Origin of the sequence: Arthrobacter zhaoguopingii, from assembly GCF_009828605.1 — a bacterium.
GTDB lineage: Bacteria > Actinomycetota > Actinomycetes > Actinomycetales > Micrococcaceae > Arthrobacter_D > Arthrobacter_D zhaoguopingii.
This window is the reverse complement of record NZ_WIAE01000005.1, coordinates 292,980-311,113: the sequence shown is the minus strand read 5'-3', so window position 1 is coordinate 311,113 and position 18,134 is coordinate 292,980. Positions and strand designations below refer to the sequence as shown.

Below are 18,134 nucleotides of genomic sequence, written 5' to 3'. Positions count from 1 at the left end.
GAGCCGGAGTGAGATCCACACCACTGGTTTAGCCCCCTGCGCCGCGCTGATTTAGAATAGATAAATGTGCGCAAATTGGGCGCGCCGACCGGTTACCTTGAGTGTTTCCACCACGGAAGAAGGCAAATCAGTGTCTACCTCAGCTGCGGGCCGTCCGCTGCGGGTCGCGATCATCGGAGCCGGCCCCGCCGGTGTGTATGCCGCGGACATCCTGACGAAATCCCACCAGGTCCAGGGAGGGGATTTCGAGGTCAGCATCGACCTCTTCGACCAGTACCCGGCCCCCTACGGCCTCATCCGGTACGGCGTGGCCCCCGACCACCCGCGGATCAAGGGCATCGTCAACGCGCTGCACAAGGTGCTCGACCGCGGTGACATCCGGTTCCTGGGCAACGTGAACTACGGCCGTGACCTCACGCTTTCGGACTTCCGCCGCTTCTACGACGCCGTCATCTTCGCCACAGGCGCCGTCAAAGACGCCGACCTCAACATCCCCGGCATCGACCTCGAGGGTTCCTTCGGCGGCGCGGACTTCGTCTCCTGGTACGACGGACACCCCGACGTCGGCCGCGACTGGCCCCTTGAGGCTCGGGAGATCGCCGTCATCGGCAACGGCAACGTTGCACTGGACGTCGCCCGCATGCTCTCCAAGCACGCCGACGACCTGCTGACCACCGAAATTCCCGACAACGTCTACGAGGGTCTTCGGCGTTCGCCCGTCACCGACGTCCACGTCTTTGGGCGGCGCGGCCCGGCGCAGGTCAAGTTCACCCCGCTCGAGCTGCGCGAGCTGTCCCACTCGCGCGACGTCGACATCGTCCTCTACCCGGAGGATTTCGACTTCGACGAGGCCTCCGAGAAGCAGATCGCGACGAACAACCAGACCAAAACCATGGTCAAGACCCTTACGAACTGGCTGGTCGAGGACGAACCCACCGGCGCCTCCCGCCGGCTGCACCTGCACTTCCTGCACACCCCGGTGGAGATCTACGATTCGCCGGAAACCCCGGGCAGGGTGGCTGGTATCCGGTTCGAGCGCACCGAACTGACCGGCGAGGGCACCGTCCGCGGCACCGGAAGCTTCATCGATTACCCGGTGCAGGCCGTCTACCGGGCCGTGGGCTACTTCGGCTCGGAACTGCCCGAGGTCGGCTTCGACTCCAGGCGCGGGGTGATCCCCAACGAGGGCGGGCGCGTCATCGATCAGGAAGGCAACCCGGTCCCGGGCATCTACGCCACCGGGTGGATCAAGCGCGGCCCCGTCGGGCTCATCGGCCACACCAAGGGCGACGCCCTGGAGACCATCGGCTTCCTGCTCGAGGACCGGCTCAACCTGCCGGCGGCCGAGGACCCCTCGGAGGACGCCATTATCGACCTGCTCGAATCCCGCGGCGTCCAGTACACCACGTGGGAGGGCTGGCTGCGCCTGGACGCGCACGAGCTGAAGCTCGGAGCCAACTTCGTCAACACCACGGAGAACGGCGAACTCGTCCGCGAACGGGTCAAGCTCGTCCCGCGCGAGGACATGATCGCCATATCGCGCGGGGAGTGACCTCGGTTACACTGTGAGTCCCGCCCCCTGCGCGGCGGGACTCATGATGTGGAGTGCCGATGTCGCCGTTCCGACCGACCTCCTCGGGGGACCTTACATCCCGAGTCGTGCAGCAGCGTGCCTTCGATGCGCACAGCGCGCTTGGCCGCGATGAGCCGCCCGAAGGCAGCCTGAGGCGCGTCGTCCACGACTCGTGGCTGCGGTCGATGGGCCATCTCTCAAACCCGGAGCGCGCCGGTGCCCGCCTGTCCTATACGCAGGACGAGCTGGTGGCCTACCGCGAGAGCCACCCGCTGGCAGCCGTGATGCCCGTGATCGACCGGCTCCTCATCCAGCCCAGCCGGGACAGCGGGCTGCTGGTCGCCGTCGGCGATGAGCACGGCAGGCTCCTGTGGGTGCACGGCGACCGCTCCTCGCTGCGCCGGGCCGAGGGCATGATGTTCATGGAGGGCGCCGACTGGTCGGAGGCCACCGTCGGCACCAGCGCCCCCGGAACCGCGCTGGCCCTGGACAGCAGCGTCCAGATCGCCGGCGCCGAACACTTCAGCCCGCAGGCCCATCCCTGGAGCTGCACCGCAGTGCCGCTGCACGACCCCGATTCCGGCACCGTCCTCGGCGTCGTCGACATCACCGGAGCCTCCGAGGCCGTCGCCGGGCACACACTCTCCCTCGTCCAGGCGAGCGTGGCCGCAGCCGAAGCGCAGCTGACCATCCAGCGACTGCGCAGCAGGCTCTCCCCGTCCCGCCGGCCCGCCGACCGGGGTGCACCGCAGTCGCTCTACCGCAGCAGTTTGCAGATCCTCGGCACCGACTACGGACTGCTCCACGCCGGGGGCAGGGCAAGCGAACTGACGCTGCGCCACGCCGAACTCCTTGCCCTGCTCGCGATGCACCCCGAGGGCCTCAGCGCCGAACAGCTCGCCGTGATGGCCTACCCGGAGCACGCCTCGGTGACCACGGTCCGCGCCGAGATGCTGCGCCTGCGCAAGGCCCTCGGCCAGCACGGGGGCGCCCTGATGCCGGCGTCGCGGCCGTACCGGCTGCCGCAGGAACTCATCCTCGATGCGGTGCAGGTGCTGAACCACCTGCACCGGGGCTCCCACCGACTGGCCCTGGCGATCTACAAGGGCCAGGTGCTTCCGCGCTCCCAGGCCCCGGCGATCACCCGCCTGCGCGGGGAGATCAGCTTCCTGCTGCGAGACGCGGTCCTCAACGACGGCGGGGCCGAGGCCCTGCTGCAGTACCTGCAGCTGCCCGAGGCCGAGTACGACGCCGATGCCTGGATGACCGCTTTGAAGGTGCTTCCGGCACGCTCCCCCCGCCGGTCGGCGGTGGTGGCCCACATCGAACGCCTCGAGCGGGAACTGGGCAGCGACTGGCACCGCTGACGGCCGTTCGTTGAACCCTGCGGGGTCTTCGGCGGCCCCTGCGGCGGGCGGTGCAACGTCGGTGCAACGTGCCGCGTCCTAGGCTCGGGGCGTGGACGAAGGCGTCCACCGGAGTTTCCAACGCCCAAGGAGTTACACAATGACTGTTTACGCCCAGCCTGGCCAGGACGGATCCAAGGTCAGTTTCAAGCCCCGGTACGAAAACTGGATCGGCGGTGAATGGGCTGCCCCCATCAAGGGCCAGTACTTCGAGAATGTATCGCCGGTCAACGGCAAGGTTTTCTGCGAGGTTGCCCGCAGCACGGCCGAGGACATCGACCTCGCCCTCGACGCGGCCCATAAGGCGGCACCGGCGTGGGGGAAGACCCCGGTCGCTGACCGGGCGCTGGTCCTGAACCGGATCGCCGACCGCATCGAGGAGAACCTCGAGATGCTCGCCGTCGCCGAGACCTGGGACAACGGCAAGCCGGTCCGGGAGACCCTCGCCGCCGATCTGCCGCTCGCGGCCGATCACTTCCGCTACTTCGCCAGCGCCGTCCGCGCCCAGGAGGGCGGGATCTCCCAGCTCGACGACGACACCACGGCCTACCACTTCCACGAGCCCCTCGGCGTCGTGGGCCAGATCATCCCCTGGAACTTCCCGATCCTCATGGCGGTCTGGAAGCTGGCCCCCGCCCTCGCCGCCGGCAACGCCGTCGTGATCAAGCCGGCCGAGCAAACGCCGGCGTCGATCCTCGTGCTCATGGAGCTGATCAGCGACATTCTCCCTCCGGGCGTGGTCAACGTCGTCAACGGCTTCGGCGTCGAGGCCGGCAAGCCCCTGGCCTCCTCCAAGCGCATCCGCAAGATCGCCTTCACCGGCGAGACCACCACGGGCCGGCTGATCAGCCAGTACGCGAGCCAGAACCTCATCCCGGTCACCCTCGAACTGGGCGGGAAGAGCCCGAACATCTTCTTCTCCGACATCGCGGAGAAGAACGACGCGTTCTACGACAAGGCGCTCGAAGGGTTCGCCCTTTTCGCCTTCAACCAGGGCGAGGTCTGCACCTGCCCCTCGCGGGCGCTGGTCCAGGGCTCGATCTACGACTCCTTCATGTCCGACGCCGTGGCCCGGGTGGAGAAGATGGTGCAGGGCAACCCGCTCGACACCGACACCCAGGTGGGCGCGCAGGCCTCGAACGACCAGCTGGAGAAGATTCTCTCCTACTTCGACATCGGGGCCCAGGAGGGCGCCAAGGTCCTGATCGGCGGCGAGCGCATGATGCTCGACGGCGACCTCGCCGAGGGCTTCTACGTCAAGCCCACCATCTTCGAGGGCACCAACTCGATGCGTGTGTTCCAGGAGGAGATCTTCGGCCCGGTGGTCTCGGTGACCCGGTTCAACGACTACGCCGAAGCCATGGAGATCGCCAATGACACCCTCTACGGGCTCGGCGCCGGCGTCTGGTCGCGCAACGGCAACGTGGCCTACCGCGCGGGCCGCGAGATTCAGGCGGGCCGGGTGTGGGTCAACAACTACCACGCCTACCCGGCGGGGGCGGCCTTCGGCGGCTACAAGTCCTCCGGGATCGGCCGCGAGAACCACGCCATGATGCTCGACCACTACCAGCAGACCAAGAACCTCCTGGTCAGCTACTCCGAGAACAAGCTCGGCTTCTTCTAGGAACGCGCCGTGACACTCGAAGCGTCGGTGGTGATCCCGGGGGAGGATTTCTCCCGGGTCGCCCTCACCCAGGAGGCCACCGAGCTGCTGCGCAAGCTCTGGGACCTCCACGGGCCGCTGATGTTCCACCAGTCCGGGGGCTGCTGCGACGGGTCTTCGCCGATGTGCTATCCGGAGGGGGAGTTCCTGACGGCCGAGGCGGACATCCTGCTCGGCGTCCTCGACATCTCCGACGGGGACGACGGCGGTGAGCCCGCCGGTGGCGCCTCCGGGAACGGCGGGAAGCCGATCGGATTCTGGATGTCCCGGGAGCAGTTCGAGTACTGGAAGCACACCCACCTCACCGTGGACGTGGTGCCGGGGCGGGGGAGCGGCTTTTCGGTGGAGGCGCCCGAGGGCAAGCGGTTCCTCATCCGGTCCAGGCTGATGCCCTAGGGCACCGCCCAGGGCGCAGTGCACCCGACGGGAGTCTCCGGCACGGCCGGGGGCTCCCGTCGGTCGCCTGTCCGGCTGGTCCGGCGGATGCCGCCTGCGGCTGATTCTGCCTGGGCTGACGCTGCCTGGCGGGTTGTCTTTCCGGAATCCGCCACCGGACCGGCTTCCGGCCTTACACTTCCCTCAACACTGCGCGAGGAGAGACGTGACACGTATTGGCATCGTGGCCGAAATGGGCCAGGAGACCCGGGTGGCGGCAACGCCTGCCACGGTGAGGCAGTTGCTGGAACTGGGCTACGACGTCGTCGTTGAGAAGGGCGCGGGGGAGTCGGCCTCGTTCCGGGATGACGCGTACGCCGAAGCCGGTGCCCTCATCGTGGGCGCCAACGATGCATGGGGCAGCGAGGTGGTGCTGAAGGTGAACCCGCCCACCGCGGACGAGATCGATCGGCTGGCCGGGGGCGCAACCCTGATTGGCATGCTGAGTCCGGGCCTGCGGCCGGAGCTGGTGGAGGCCCTGGCGGGGCGGCCGATCACCGCGCTCGCCCTGGATGCGGTGCCGCGGATCTCCCGGGCGCAGTCCATGGATGTCCTCAGTTCGATGGCGAATATCGCCGGCTACCGTGCGGTCATCGAGGCCGCACACGAGTTCGGCCGGTTCTTCACCGGGCAGGTGACGGCAGCGGGGAAGGTGCCGCCGGCCAAGGTGCTCGTCGCCGGAGCCGGTGTGGCGGGCCTCTCCGCGATCGGAGCCGCAAGCAGCCTCGGCGCGATCGTGCGCGCAACGGACCCGCGGCCCGAGGTGGCAGACCAGGTGAAGTCCATCGGCGGAACCTACCTCCCGGTCGAGGTCGGCGAGGAAATGACGTCTTCCGACGGGTATGCCAGGGCCACCAGCGATGCCTACAACGCCCGGGCGGCCGAAATCTACACCGACCAGGCCCGCGATGTGGACATCATCATCACCACCGCGCTTATCCCCGGACGTCCCGCGCCGAGGCTGCTCACGGCGGCGGATGTGGCGGGCATGCGTCCAGGCAGCGTGATCGTCGACATGGCGGCCGGGCAGGGCGGGAACGTCGAGGGCTCGGTCGCCGGGGAACGGGTGGTCACGGACAACGGCGTGGTGATCCTGGGCTACACGGATCTCCCGGCCCGCCTGCCGGCGCAGGCCTCCCAGCTGTACGGGACGAACCTTTTGAACCTGCTGCGGCTCCTGACCAAGGACAAGGACGGGCAGCTGGAAATCGACTTCGACGACGTGGTGCAGCGCTCGGTCACCGTGGTGCGGAACGGGGAGAAGACCTGGCCGCCGCCACCGGTCCAGGTCTCTGCGGCGCCGGCGCAGACCGCCCGGGCGGAGGGAACCGCTGCCACACCCGCCGCGGCGAAGCCGGGGCTCAGCGCTGCCGGCAAGGCCGGCCTTCTCGCTGCGGGCATCGCGGTGCTGTTCCTGGTCAACGCAGTGGCGCCGGCGCCGCTGCCGCAGCACTTCACGGTGCTGATGCTCTCGGTCGTGGTGGGCTTCTATGTGATCGGGAAGGTCCATCACGCGCTTCACACACCGCTGATGTCGGTCACCAACGCCATTTCGGGAATCATCGTGATCGGGGCGCTGCTCCAGGTCACCTCGAGCGACCCCCTGGTGCAGGTCCTCGCCGCCGCCGCGGTCCTGCTGGCGAGCATCAACATCTTCGGCGGTTTCGCCGTCACCCGGCGCATGCTCGGAATGTTCGCCCGCGGCGATCGGTCACGACCATGACCCCGGGAGCAGCACTATCGAGGAGTGTAGACGTGTCGAATGCTGTTTCCGGGCCGTTCACCGCAGAGTCCGTTGCCGGTGCGGCCTATCTCGTCGCGGCCCTGCTGTTCATCCTCAGCCTTGCCGGACTGAGCAGGCATGAGAAGGCCCGGGCCGGAGTGCTCTACGGCATCGCCGGCATGGCGCTTGCGCTGGCGGCCACCATCTGGCTGACCCTGGGCGGTGTCCTGGGCACGGCGCGGGGCTCGACCGGCCTGGTCCTGCTCGCCGCCGCCGTCCTGGTCGGCGGCGGCATCGGGCTCTGGCGCGCCCGCGTGGTGGAAATGACCGGCATGCCTGAACTCATCGCCCTGCTCCACAGCTTCGTCGGCCTCGCTGCGGTCCTGGTCGGCTGGAACGGGCACCTCCAGGCGCCCGCCCTGGCCGGGGATCTGATGGCGGTTCACCATGCCGAGGTGTTCATCGGCGTGTTCATCGGGGCGGTGACGTTCACCGGGTCGATCGTCGCGTTCCTCAAACTTTCGGCCCGGATGAAGTCCGCCCCGCTGATGCTGCCGGGGAAGAACGCCATCAACCTCGGCGCCCTCGCCGCGTTCGTCGCCCTGACCGTCTGGTACGTCAACGACTCCCGGCTGGAGCTGCTCATCGCTGTCACGTTGCTTGCCTTCGGGCTGGGCTGGCACCTCGTGGCGTCCATCGGGGGCGGAGACATGCCCGTCGTCGTTTCGATGCTCAACAGCTACTCCGGGTGGGCCGCGGCCGCGGCGGGTTTCCTGCTCAACAACGACCTGCTCATCATCACCGGCGCCCTGGTCGGATCCTCCGGCGCCTACCTTTCCTACATCATGTGCCGGGCGATGAACCGTTCGTTCATCTCCGTGATCGCCGGCGGCTTCGGCATCGCACCACCTGCAACAATGGACGCCGAGCAGGGTGAGTACCGCGAAATCACGGCCGCGCAGACCGCCGAGCTGCTCCTCGACGCCTCACGTGTGGTGATCACCCCCGGGTACGGCATGGCAGTGGCCCAGGCCCAGTACCCCGTGGCCGAACTCGCCCACCAGCTGCGCGCCCGCGGGGTGGACGTCCGATTCGGCATCCACCCGGTCGCCGGGCGCCTGCCCGGACACATGAACGTCCTGCTCGCCGAGGCCCGGGTCCCCTACGACATTGTGCTGGAGATGGACGAGATCAACAACGACTTCGACGGGACCTCGGTGGTCCTCGTGATCGGGGCCAACGACACCGTGAACCCGGCCGCGGCCGAGGACCCCGGCAGCCCCATCGCGGGCATGCCCGTGCTGCGGGTCTGGGAAGCGGACCATGTCGTCGTCTTCAAGCGCTCAATGGCAGCAGGCTACGCCGGCGTGCAGAACCCCCTGTTCTTCCGCGACAACTCCTCCATGCTCTTCGGCGACGCCAAACAACGCGTCGAGGACATTCTCCGCAGCCTTCCGGAGGACTCCCTGCCGTCCCCGCTGGCCGGCTCAACCGCACCCGGCCAGCACTGATCCTGGGTCCACGGGCCGGGCCCGCCGGCCGGGCCGCTGCCGCGCCGAGATCAGGGCTGCGGGAGGCCGCCGGGGACCAGTGAGCCGTGCGCCGCCCCGACCATGCCCTCGACTGCGCGGGCCAGGTGCACGCCGCGGTCGGTGACCCCGTCCCAGCGCACCAGCGCCTGGGCGTTCAGGCCGTCGATCATGCCCAGGATCTGCCAGGCGACGGACTCCGCGTCCGGGGTCTCGAACTGCCCGGCCGCGATTCCCGCCTCGACGACGTCCTGCAGCACCGCCTGCCAGGCGTCCATCTGGACGCGCACGCTGGCCGCGAGGGCCTCGTTGCGGCGGCCGAGAGTCCAGGCCTCAACCCAGACCGCCGTCACGTCCAGGCGCGCCCCGTCCAGCAGCGTGTCCAGGAGCAGGGCGAGACGCTGCGGCGGCTCAGGGAGCCGGGCCAGCAGGGCGGCGACCTCCGCCGTTTCGGCCGCGACGATGGTGGCGAAGGTGTCCGCCACCAGCGCGTCGACGTTGGGCTGGTAGTGCGCGACGAGGCCGGAGGCCACGCCCACCCGCGCGGCCACACTGCGCAGCGTGATCGCGGCAAGGCCCCGCTCCAGGGCCAGTTCGCGGGCGGCTTCGGCGATTTCGGCGGCGCGCTCGGACGGTGCTTTCCGGGCCGCGCGCTTCGGGGGAGTGCTTGACATCACGCTTTAGTCTAAAGTAGTTTGCAACTCTATTGATCGCTTGATCAATAACAGGATGTGCAGTGCCGCCGCAGAACCGCCGAGGGCCCTCCGGCCCCGGTGCCGGACGGCCGCACGGGATGAAGGAGCTGCGAATGGCCTGGAGGATGCCGGCCGAGACCGCACCCCACGAACGCACCTGGATGGCCTTCCCCCGGGCGGGGCTGACGCTCGGCGCGGACGCCGCGTCGGCGGCCGAAGCCTACGCGGCGTGGACCGCCGTCGCGCACGCGGTCGCGGAGTTCGAACCGGTCACCATGGCGGTCGACCCCAGCGAAATGGTGCGCGCCCGGAACCTGCTCGGCAGCGGCATTGAGCTCCACGAGGTTCCCCTCGATGAGTTCTGGATGCGCGACGTCGGGCCGACCTTCGTGCTCGACGACGAGCGCCCCGGCGTCCTCGGCGCGGTGGACTGGACCTTCAACGGCTGGGGCGCCCCCGCCTGGTCCGAGTGGGAGAAGAGCGCGGAAATGGCCCGCGTGGTCGCAGCGCAGAGCGGCGCCGAGCTCATCAGCTCGATGCTGGTCAACGAGGGCGGGGCAATCCATGTCGACGGCGCCGGAACGGTCCTCGTCACCGAGACGGTCCAGCTGGATCCGGGCCGGAACCCCTACGCGGACAAGGCCCGCGTCGAGGCGGAGCTGGCGCGCACCATCGGAGCCACGAAGACCATCTGGGTGCCCCGCGGCCTCACCCGCGACTACGAGGACCTTGGCACCCGCGGCCACATCGACATGGTCGCCACCCTGCCCTCGCCCGGCCGGGTCCTGCTGCACCTCCAGTCCGACCCCGGGCACCCCGACTTCGAGGTCAGCCGCACCCTGTCGGCCTTCCTCGAGACCCAGACCGACGCCGCCGGCAAGCCCTTCGAGATCCTTCTGCTGCCGGCGCCTGCCACCCTGCGCGACGGAGAAGGGTTCGTCGACTGGAGCTACGTCAACCACCTCGTGGTCAACGCCGGGGTGATCGCCTGCGGCTACGGGGAGGAACGCGCCGACGCGCTGGCCGCGGAGATCCTCGCGGAGGCCTATCCCGGACGGCGGGTGGTGACCGTGGATGCCCGGCCGATCCTGGCCCGCGGCGGGGGCATCCACTGCATCACCCAGCAGCAGCCGGCACTGCGCGGAGGGAACGCCTGATGGCCCGGTTCGACGTCGTCGAGGCCTCTCTTGCGCAGCTGCGGGCCGCGCTGGAGACCGGGGAGACGAGCAGCGAGGACCTGACCCGGGCCTACCTCGCGCGGATCGAGGCGTTCGACCGCGGCGGCCCCCGGCTGAACGCGGTCGTGGTGTCCAACCCGCAGGCCCTTGACGACGCCCGGGCCTCCGATGAACGGCGGGCCCGCAGCGCCGTGCTCGGACCGCTGGACGGCATCCCCTACACCGCCAAGGACAGCTACCTGGCCAGGGGGCTCACGGCAGCCGCCGGCTCCCCGGCCTTCGAACACCTGACCGCCCAGCGCGACGCCTTCACCATCGAACGCCTCCGGGGCGCCGGCGCGGTCCTGATCGGGCTGACCAACATGCCCCCGATGGCCAACGGCGGCATGCAGCGCGGACTGTACGGGCGCGCCGAAAGCCCCTACAACGCCGACTACCTCCCCGCCGCCTTCGCCTCAGGGTCCTCCAACGGCTCGGGCACGGCGACCGCGGCGAGCTTCGCGGCCTTCGGCCTCGGCGAGGAAACCTGGTCCAGTGGACGGGCGCCGGCCTCAAACAACGCCCTGTGCGCCTACACGCCCTCCCGGGGAGTGATCTCGGTGCGCGGCAACTGGCCGCTGGTCCCCACCATGGACGTGGTCGTTCCGCATACCCGTTCCATGGCCGACCTGCTCGAACTGCTCGACGTGATCGTCGCCGACGACGCCGAGACCCGCGGTGACTTCTGGCGGGCCCAGCCGTGGGTGGAGATCCCGCCCGTGTCGGCCCTGCGCCCGCCGTCCTACCCGGCGCTCGCCCCGGCAGGGGCCGACGGCGCCCGGGCGGCGTTGAAGGGCCGGCGCTTCGGGGTGCCCCGCATGTACATCAACGCCGATCCGGAGGCCGGCACCGGGGAGAACCCGGGCATCGGCGGGCCCACCGGACGGCGCATCGAGACGCGCCCGTCCGTGATCGCCCTTTGGGAGGCTGCCCGCCGCGACCTCGAGGCCGCCGGCGCCGAGGTGGTGGAAGTCGACTTCCCCGTGGTCTCCAACTACGAGGGTGACCGCCCCGGCGCCCCCACCCTCGCCACCCGCGGACTGGTCAGCCCCGGCTACCTTGAGCGCGAAATCACCGACCTCTCGTCGTGGGCGTGGGATGACTTCCTGAAGGCCAACGGCGATCCGGCTCTCAACAGCCTGGCGGCGGTCGACGGCGCGGCGATCTTCCCGGCCCCCGAGGGCGCGCTGCCGGACCGCTACGACGGGTTCGACGACGACATCGCCACCTATCCGGCGCGCGTGCGCGACCACCCGGTGGAGTCATTCCTTGCGATCCCGCACCTGGCCGAGGGTTTGCGCGGGCTCGAGGAAACCCGCCGCCTAGACCTTGAGGAGTGGATGGAGCGCCTCGGCCTCGACGCCGTGGTCTTCCCCGCCGCCGCCGACGTCGGACCGGCCGACATGGACGTCAATCCGGCCTCGGCCGACCTGGGGTGGCGCAACGGCGTCTGGGTCGCCAACGGCAACCTGGTGCCGCGGCACCTGGGCATCCCCACCGTGACCGTTCCAATGGGCACGATGGCCGACACCGGCATGCCCGTGGGCCTCACCTTCGCCGGCCGGGCCTACGACGACGCCGCCCTCCTGCGGCTCGCCGCCGCCTTCGAGACAACCGGCCGCCGCCGCACCCCGCCGCCGAGGACCCCGCCGCTGGGCTGAGTCCGGCGGCGGGACCCGGCCGCTACCTCCGGCTGGGGCCGCGGGTCAGCGGTTCACCGTCGACATGTCCGCATACCGGTCCCCGACCGGGGCGGCGACGCGGCCGAGCGCCGCGAGGTGATCGTCCGACAGCTCCAGGTCCTCGGCGGCGATGTTCTCCTCGAGGTGCTCGATCCTGCGGGTGCCCGGAATGGGGGCAATGTTCCCGCCCTGGGCGAACAGCCAGGCCAGGGCCACCTGCCCGGGGGTCGCGCCGACCTGCTGCGCCACGGCGTCGACCTGTTCGACAATCCGGATGTTCGCTTCGAGGTTATCCCCGGCGAAACGCGGGCTGTAGCGCCGGACGTCCGCCTCGTCGAGCTGGTCGAGGCTGCGGATGGTCCCGGTAAGGAATCCGCGGCCCAGTGGCGAGTACGGAACGAACCCGATTCCGAGTTCGCGCACCAGCGGGAGGATCTCCTGCTCGGGGTCGCGGGTCCACAGGGAGTATTCGGTCTGCAGCGCCGTCACGGGGTGCACGGCGTGGGCGCGGCGGAGAGTGGCCGGGGCCGCCTCGGAAAGGCCGATATGCCGGATCTTCCCCTTGGCTACGAGGTCGGCCAGGGCGCCCATGGTCTCCTCGACGGGCACGGCGGGGTCCATCCGGTGCTGGTAGTAGAGGTCGATGTAGTCGGAGCGGAGGCGCCGCAGCGACCCCTCGACGGCCAGGCGCACGTTCGCCGGGCTGCCGTCGAGGCCCCGCTCGCCCGAGGCGGTGTGGCGGATGACGCCGAACTTGGTGGCGATCACCACCTGATCCCGCCGGTCGGCGAAAGCGCGGCCCAGCAGTTCCTCGTTCGTGTAGGGACCATAGATCTCGGCCGTGTCGAAGAAGGTGATGCCTCGATCGAGCGCCCGGTGGAGAGTGCGCACGGCGGCATCGTCGTCGCTGCCGCTGCCGGTGTAGAAGGCCGACATTCCCATGCAACCGAGGCCCAGCCGCGAGACCTCAAGGTCCTGTCCCAGGGTGAGGTGCTTCATCTCAACGCCTTTCGGTGAGGTTTTCGGGCAAGCCTAGACCGGTGCGGCGGGCCCGGTCTCCTGTCCGCCTGTCTTCCGCCGGAATATTTCTTGCACAGTGTGCAAATTTTGGCGTAGCCTCGAAGCGTGCAAACGGTAGAGGACGCGGCGGAGCCCCTGGAGCCTGTGGGGCGTCGGGAACAGAACAAGATCGACACCCGCCGGGCGATCGCCGAGGCCGCGCTCACCCTGGCCCGCAGCAAGGGGGCCGGATCGTTCACCGTGGACCAGATCGCGGCCCGGGCCGGGGTCTCCCGGCGCACCTTCTTCAACTACTTCCACAGTGCCGAGGAAGCCCTGAACGTCAGCACCGAATCCTTCCTCGAACTCGCGATCTCCAGCTTCTCCCGGCGCCCGGCGGGGGAGCCGCTGCTCGACGCCATGATCGCCGCGCTCGCCGCCACCGCCAAGGTCCAGGACCTCGCGGTGCATGGAGAGCTCTTCCGGATGGCCGCAGGCAGCCCGGAGCTGCTGCGGGCCCAGCTGCACGCCTGGGAACGGGCGGAAACCCGGATCATCGAGGCCGTCACCCACCACCTCCAGGGCGGCGCGTCGCCCCTCTATGTCAGCGCCCTCGTCGGTTCGGTGCTCTCCTGCGCCAAGGCGGCGATGCACGACTGGGCCGCCGACGACCCCGACCGGTATGGGGATGCCGGGGCCGCCCTCGAGGAACGCATGTTGCTGGCTCTCTCAATGCTCCGGGACGGCTTCGCACACCCCGCCTGATCAGCACCCGCCGACCCGACCTCCGTCACCCCATCTACCCGACCTCCGTCACCCAAGGACACTTCCCATGGCATTTCTGCTCTACCGGCTCGGCAAGTTCGCCTACCGCAGGCGGTGGTGGGTCGTCTCCGCCTGGCTGACCGTCATGGTGGCCGTGGGGGCCTCCGCCGTCTTCTTCTCCGGCACCCTTACCAACAACTTCTCCATCCCCGGCACCGAGTCCCAGCGCGTCGCGGACCAACTGCGGCGCGAACTGCCCGAGGCCGTCGGAGGCACCGGGACCGTCGTCTTCCGGACCGAGAACGGCGCGGCCTTCACCCCGGACCAGGAGTCCGCGGTCCGGGAGGCCCTCGGCGGCGTCGCCGGCCTCGACGGCGTGAGGTCGGTCGTCGACCCCTTCGCCGTGACGGAGCAGCTCGAAGGCGGAAGGGCCGAACTCGAGACCGGCAAGGCCGAACTCGCCTCCGGTGAGGAGCAGCTCGAGGCCGGCCGGGCCGGGCTTGAGCAGGGCCAGCAGCAGCTCGACGCCCAGCGCGGCCAGCTCGCCCAGAACGCGCCCTCCCTGCCTGCTCCTGCGCTGGAGGCCGCCCGGGCCCAGCTGGCCGCGGGGCAGGAGCGCATCGACGCGAGCCGGGCCGAGCTTGAGGGCAGCGCCGCCGAGCTCGAACAGGGACGGACCGAACTCGAACTGGCCGAACGCCGCCTTGAGGCCTCCTCCGGTGTGCGGCTGGTGGCGGACGACCGCTCTGCCGCCGTCGCCAGCGTCCAGTTCGAGAAATCCATCAACGCCGTGTCCCCGGAGCTGCGCGAAGCCGTGCAGGAGGAAGCCGCAACCGCCGCCGGCGGCGGCGTCACCGTGGACTACAGCAAGGACATCGTCGAAGACGTCTCCGAGATCTTCGGCTACGCCGAGATCATCGGCCTGCTCGTCGCCGCCCTGGTCCTGATCCTCATGCTCGGTACGCTCGTCGCCGCCGGCCTGCCGCTCCTGATGGCCGTGATCGGCGTCGGCGTCGGCGTGGGCATCACCTTCGCCCTGTCCGGAATCATCGAGATGAACAGCATCTCCCCGGTCCTGGCGCTGATGCTGGGCCTGGCCGTGGGCATCGACTACTCCCTGTTCATTGTGAACCGGCACCGCACGCAGCTCCTGCACGGGATGGGCCTTGAGGAGTCGGTCGGCCGGGCCACGGGCACCGCCGGCAACGCCGTGCTCTTCGCCGGGCTCACCGTCGTGGTGGCGCTGGCAGCGCTCGCCGTGCCCGGCCTGCCGTTCCTCACCGTCATGGGCCTGTCCGCCGCGGGAACTGTCGCCGTCTCGGTGCTCGTGGCCCTGACCCTCACCCCCGCGCTGCTCGCCGTTCTCGGCACCCGGCTCATCTCCGCGCGGGCGTGGGCCCGCCATGCCCGCCGGTCCGGCGGAACCTCCTCGGAGGAGGAGCAGCGGGACCAGGACCGGCGGGCCGAGCGCGGCCGCGGCTGGGGCGGCCTCGTCACCCGCAGGCCCGCACTCACCCTCGTGGCCGGCATCCTGCTGCTCGGCGCCATCGCCGTGCCCGCGGCCCAGCTGCGGGTCGGCCTGCCCGACGGCGGATCCGAACCCGCCGACTCCACCGCCTTCCAGGCCTACAGCACCGTCGACGAGAAGTTCGGCGAGGGCGCCAACGGGCCGCTGATCGTCGTCGGGGCGATGCCCGCGACCGACAGCGCGGCCGACCTGGCCGAACTGCAGCTCGACGTCAACGACCTGCTGGCGGACATCCCGGACGTCGCCGCGTCGATCCCCGCCTCGGTGAGCGCAGACGGGCGCACCGCCGTCTTCCAGGTGCTCCCGGAGGAGGGGCCGGCCAGCGAATCCACCGAGGACCTCGTCCGCACCCTGCGCGCCTCCTCCGACGGCATCGAGGACACGACCGGCGTCTCCGTGTCCGTGACAGGCCAGACGGCCGCGAACATCGATGTCTCGGCCCGGCTGATGGAGGCCATGCCGCTGTACCTGGGCATCGTCGTCGGGCTGTCGCTGATCCTGCTCCTGCTGGTGTTCCGCTCGGTGCTCGTGCCGCTCATCGCCACCGCGGGGTTCCTGCTCTCCCTGCTTGCGAGCTTCGGGGCGACCGTGGCGATCTACCAGTGGGGCTGGTTCGGTGACCTCTTCGGCGTAACCAACCCCGGGCCGATCCTGAGCTTCCTACCCATCATCCTGATCGGGGTGCTGTTCGGCCTCGCCATGGACTACCAGATGTTCCTCGTCTCGGGGATGCGCGAGGCGTACGTCCACGGCGGTAGCGCCCGGGCCGCGGTGCGGGTCGGCTTCAGCCACGGCGCACGGGTGGTGACGGCCGCGGCGATCATCATGGTGTCGGTGTTCGCCGGCTTCGTGTTCTCCCACCTCACCATGGTCCGGCCGATCGGTTTCGGGCTGGCCTTCGGCGTGCTCCTCGACGCCTTCGTGGTGCGCATGACCCTCGTGCCCGCCGCGATGTACCTGCTGGGCCGGAAGGCCTGGTGGCTGCCGCGCTGGCTCGACCGCATCCTGCCCGACGTCGACGTCGAAGGCGCGAAGCTCACCCCGCGGCCCGAGCCGCAGCGGGAGGCCGTGCCGGCAGCGGGCTGACCGCCGGGCGCACTCCTCCGCGGCCGAAGGGCCCGAGAGCGACCGCCGCACCGGATATATCCGGCGCGGCGGTCGTTTTAGTATGTAGCGGCCGCTTTCGGCGTCGTGGACGGTCTCCGAATGCTCTCCAGGCGACCACATGGTGGCCCCCGTTAACCATCTCACCATGTGGACGAATTCCATCCCAGCCGCTGGACCTCAATACGCTTGTCTGGGCAGTTTTCCCTTGACTGCCGCCCCCTTCTGTGAAAGATGCAGGCCATTGAACCTTTTGCGCACAAAATCGATTGAGCAGTCGATAGCAGACTCAGACGAAAAGGGGCGCAGGCTCAAGCGTTCCCTGAACACGTGGGATCTCATGATCATGGGCGTTGCCGTAGCCGTGGGCGCGGGGATCTTCTCCGTCGGGGCCCAGGCGGCGGCGTTCAACGCCGGACCGGCCGTTACCATCTCCTTCGTGCTCGCCGCGATCACCTGCGCGCTGGCCATCATGTGCTACGCCGAGTTCGCCACTGCGATCCCCGTGGCCGGCAGCGCGTATGTCTTCACCTACGCCACCATGGGCGAACTCGTCGCCTGGGTGATCGGCTGGAACCTCATCCTCGAGCTCCTCATGGCCGCGGCCGTCATCGCGAAGTTCTGGGGAATCTACCTCAGCGACCTGTTCGCGGTGCTCAACCTCGACGTGCCCTCGGAGATCAGCTTCTTCGGGCTTCCCCTCTACTGGGGGCCGCTGCTGATCGTCGCCATCTTCACCGCCGTGCTGGTGCTGGGCACCAAGCTCTCGGCCCGCGTGAACAGCGTCTTTACCGTCATTAAGATCGCGATCGTCCTGTTCGTCATCGTCGTCGGGTTCTTCTACGTCAGCCCGGAGAACTACACGCCGTTCGTGCCGGAATCCCAGCCGCCGGCCGACGCCGAGGCCAAGTGGGCCGACCAGCCCTTCCTGTCCTTCCTCTCCGGAGCCACCCCGTCGGCGTTCGGCTTCACCGGAATCATCTCCGGCGCCGCGCTGGTCTTCTTCGCCTTCATCGGGTTCGACGTCGTCGCGACCTCGGCCGAAGAGGTCAAGAACCCGAGCCGGACCCTGCCGCGCGGCATCTTCGCCGGCCTCGCCGTCGTCACGGTGCTCTACATCCTCGTGACCCTCGTGGTCACCGGCATGGTCTCCCACACCGAGCTCGGCGAGTCGGGCGCCCCGTCCCTGGCCACGGCCTTCCAGCTCGTCGGCGCCGACTGGGCCGCCGGGGTCATCTCGATCGGCAGCCTCATCGGCCTGACCACCGTCATCATGGTGCTGCTCATGGGCCTGGCCCGGGTGGTCTTCGCCCTCAGCCGCGACGGCCTCATGCCCCGCTTCCTGAGCCGCACCTCCGAGAAGCGCGGCACTCCGGCGCGCACGCAGATCCTCTGCGGCGTCGTCGTCGCCCTGCTCGCGGGGTTCACCCAGGTCGAGATCCTCGCAGAGATGATCAACATCGGCACCCTCTCCGCCTTCATCATGGTGAGCGTCGGCATCCTCGTGCTGCGGCGCAAGCGACCTGACCTGTTGCCGGCGTTCCGGGTGCCCTTCGGCAAGATCATTCCGATCGCGTCGGCACTGCTGTGCATCTACCTGATGCTCAACCTCGCCACGATCACCTGGGTGTTCTTCGCCGTGTGGCTGGTCGCCGGATTCGCCATCTACTTCGCATACGGCTACCGCCACTCCCAGCTCAACGCGAAGACCCCGGCGGGCCGGGCCGGGCCGGACGCCGACGAGATGGTCGGCGCCGGGACGCGCTGACCGCCTCCGTTCACGACGGACGCACCCCGAAACGACGAACGCACCCG

Annotated in this window: 13 protein-coding genes; 11 read left to right on the top strand and 2 right to left on the bottom strand. The window is 69.5% G+C overall.

The window, feature by feature from the left end; all coding sequences use genetic code 11:
* The first annotated feature begins 130 nt into the window (after positions 1 to 130).
* The 6 genes from GVV77_RS08990 to pntB all read left to right on the top strand — a co-directional run bounded on the left by GVV77_RS08990 (position 131) and on the right by pntB (position 8,311).
* Entirely contained in the window at positions 131 to 1,552 is a 1,422-nt protein-coding gene (locus tag GVV77_RS08990) for an FAD-dependent oxidoreductase (RefSeq protein ID WP_159617766.1), read from the top strand.
* Positions 1,553 to 1,611: 59 nt separating this feature from the next.
* Positions 1,612 to 2,940: a GAF domain-containing protein gene (locus GVV77_RS08985; protein WP_159617765.1), complete on the top strand. Its 1,329-nt coding sequence runs from the start codon at positions 1,612 to 1,614 to the stop codon at positions 2,938 to 2,940.
* A gap of 139 nt (positions 2,941 to 3,079) precedes the next feature.
* Positions 3,080 to 4,603, top strand: a complete 1,524-nt coding sequence (gene exaC, locus GVV77_RS08980; protein WP_159617764.1) for an acetaldehyde dehydrogenase ExaC — start codon at positions 3,080 to 3,082, stop codon at positions 4,601 to 4,603.
* Positions 4,604 to 4,612: 9 nt separating this feature from the next.
* Positions 4,613 to 5,038, top strand: coding sequence for a DUF779 domain-containing protein (locus tag GVV77_RS08975; protein WP_159617763.1), 426 nt, complete (start codon positions 4,613 to 4,615; stop codon positions 5,036 to 5,038).
* Positions 5,039 to 5,243: 205 nt separating this feature from the next.
* A complete protein-coding gene (locus GVV77_RS08970; RefSeq protein ID WP_159617762.1) occupies positions 5,244 to 6,800 on the top strand; it encodes a Re/Si-specific NAD(P)(+) transhydrogenase subunit alpha in 1,557 nt (518 codons plus the stop codon).
* Positions 6,801 to 6,832: 32 nt separating this feature from the next.
* Positions 6,833 to 8,311: a Re/Si-specific NAD(P)(+) transhydrogenase subunit beta gene (gene pntB / locus GVV77_RS08965; protein ID WP_246199714.1), complete on the top strand. Its 1,479-nt coding sequence runs from the start codon at positions 6,833 to 6,835 to the stop codon at positions 8,309 to 8,311.
* 50 nt (positions 8,312 to 8,361) lie between these two features.
* Here pntB and GVV77_RS08960 read toward each other — a convergent pair whose 3' ends face one another.
* Positions 8,362 to 9,003, bottom strand: a complete 642-nt coding sequence (locus tag GVV77_RS08960; protein WP_159617760.1) for a TetR/AcrR family transcriptional regulator — start codon at positions 9,001 to 9,003, stop codon at positions 8,362 to 8,364.
* Between the two features lie 134 nt (positions 9,004 to 9,137).
* Between GVV77_RS08960 and GVV77_RS08955 the strand changes: the two genes are divergently transcribed.
* Positions 9,138 to 10,181, top strand: a complete 1,044-nt coding sequence (locus tag GVV77_RS08955; protein WP_159617759.1) for an agmatine deiminase family protein — start codon at positions 9,138 to 9,140, stop codon at positions 10,179 to 10,181.
* Complete coding sequence (locus GVV77_RS08950; protein ID WP_159617758.1) at positions 10,181 to 11,902, top strand: amidase; 1,722 nt, start codon at positions 10,181 to 10,183, stop codon at positions 11,900 to 11,902. Before GVV77_RS08955 ends, GVV77_RS08950 begins: the two co-directional genes overlap by 1 nt.
* A gap of 45 nt (positions 11,903 to 11,947) precedes the next feature.
* Here the strand turns inward: GVV77_RS08950 and GVV77_RS08945 are convergent, their stop codons facing one another.
* Positions 11,948 to 12,922: an aldo/keto reductase gene (locus tag GVV77_RS08945; RefSeq protein WP_159617757.1), complete on the bottom strand. Its 975-nt coding sequence runs from the start codon at positions 12,920 to 12,922 to the stop codon at positions 11,948 to 11,950.
* 126 nt (positions 12,923 to 13,048) lie between these two features.
* Here GVV77_RS08945 and GVV77_RS08940 point away from each other — a divergent pair, with 126 nt between their 5' ends.
* The 3 genes from GVV77_RS08940 (at position 13,049) to GVV77_RS08930 (ending at position 18,087) form a co-directional block, all read left to right on the top strand.
* Positions 13,049 to 13,687 carry a TetR/AcrR family transcriptional regulator gene (locus tag GVV77_RS08940; protein WP_159617756.1) on the top strand — a complete coding sequence of 213 codons (639 nt, stop codon included), beginning with the start codon at positions 13,049 to 13,051 and terminating at the stop codon, positions 13,685 to 13,687.
* Between the two features lie 67 nt (positions 13,688 to 13,754).
* Entirely contained in the window at positions 13,755 to 16,301 is a 2,547-nt protein-coding gene (locus tag GVV77_RS08935) for an MMPL family transporter (protein ID WP_159617755.1), read from the top strand.
* Positions 16,302 to 16,563: 262 nt separating this feature from the next.
* Positions 16,564 to 18,087: an amino acid permease gene (locus tag GVV77_RS08930; protein WP_159617754.1), complete on the top strand. Its 1,524-nt coding sequence runs from the start codon at positions 16,564 to 16,566 to the stop codon at positions 18,085 to 18,087.
* Positions 18,088 to 18,134: the final 47 nt, after the last annotated feature.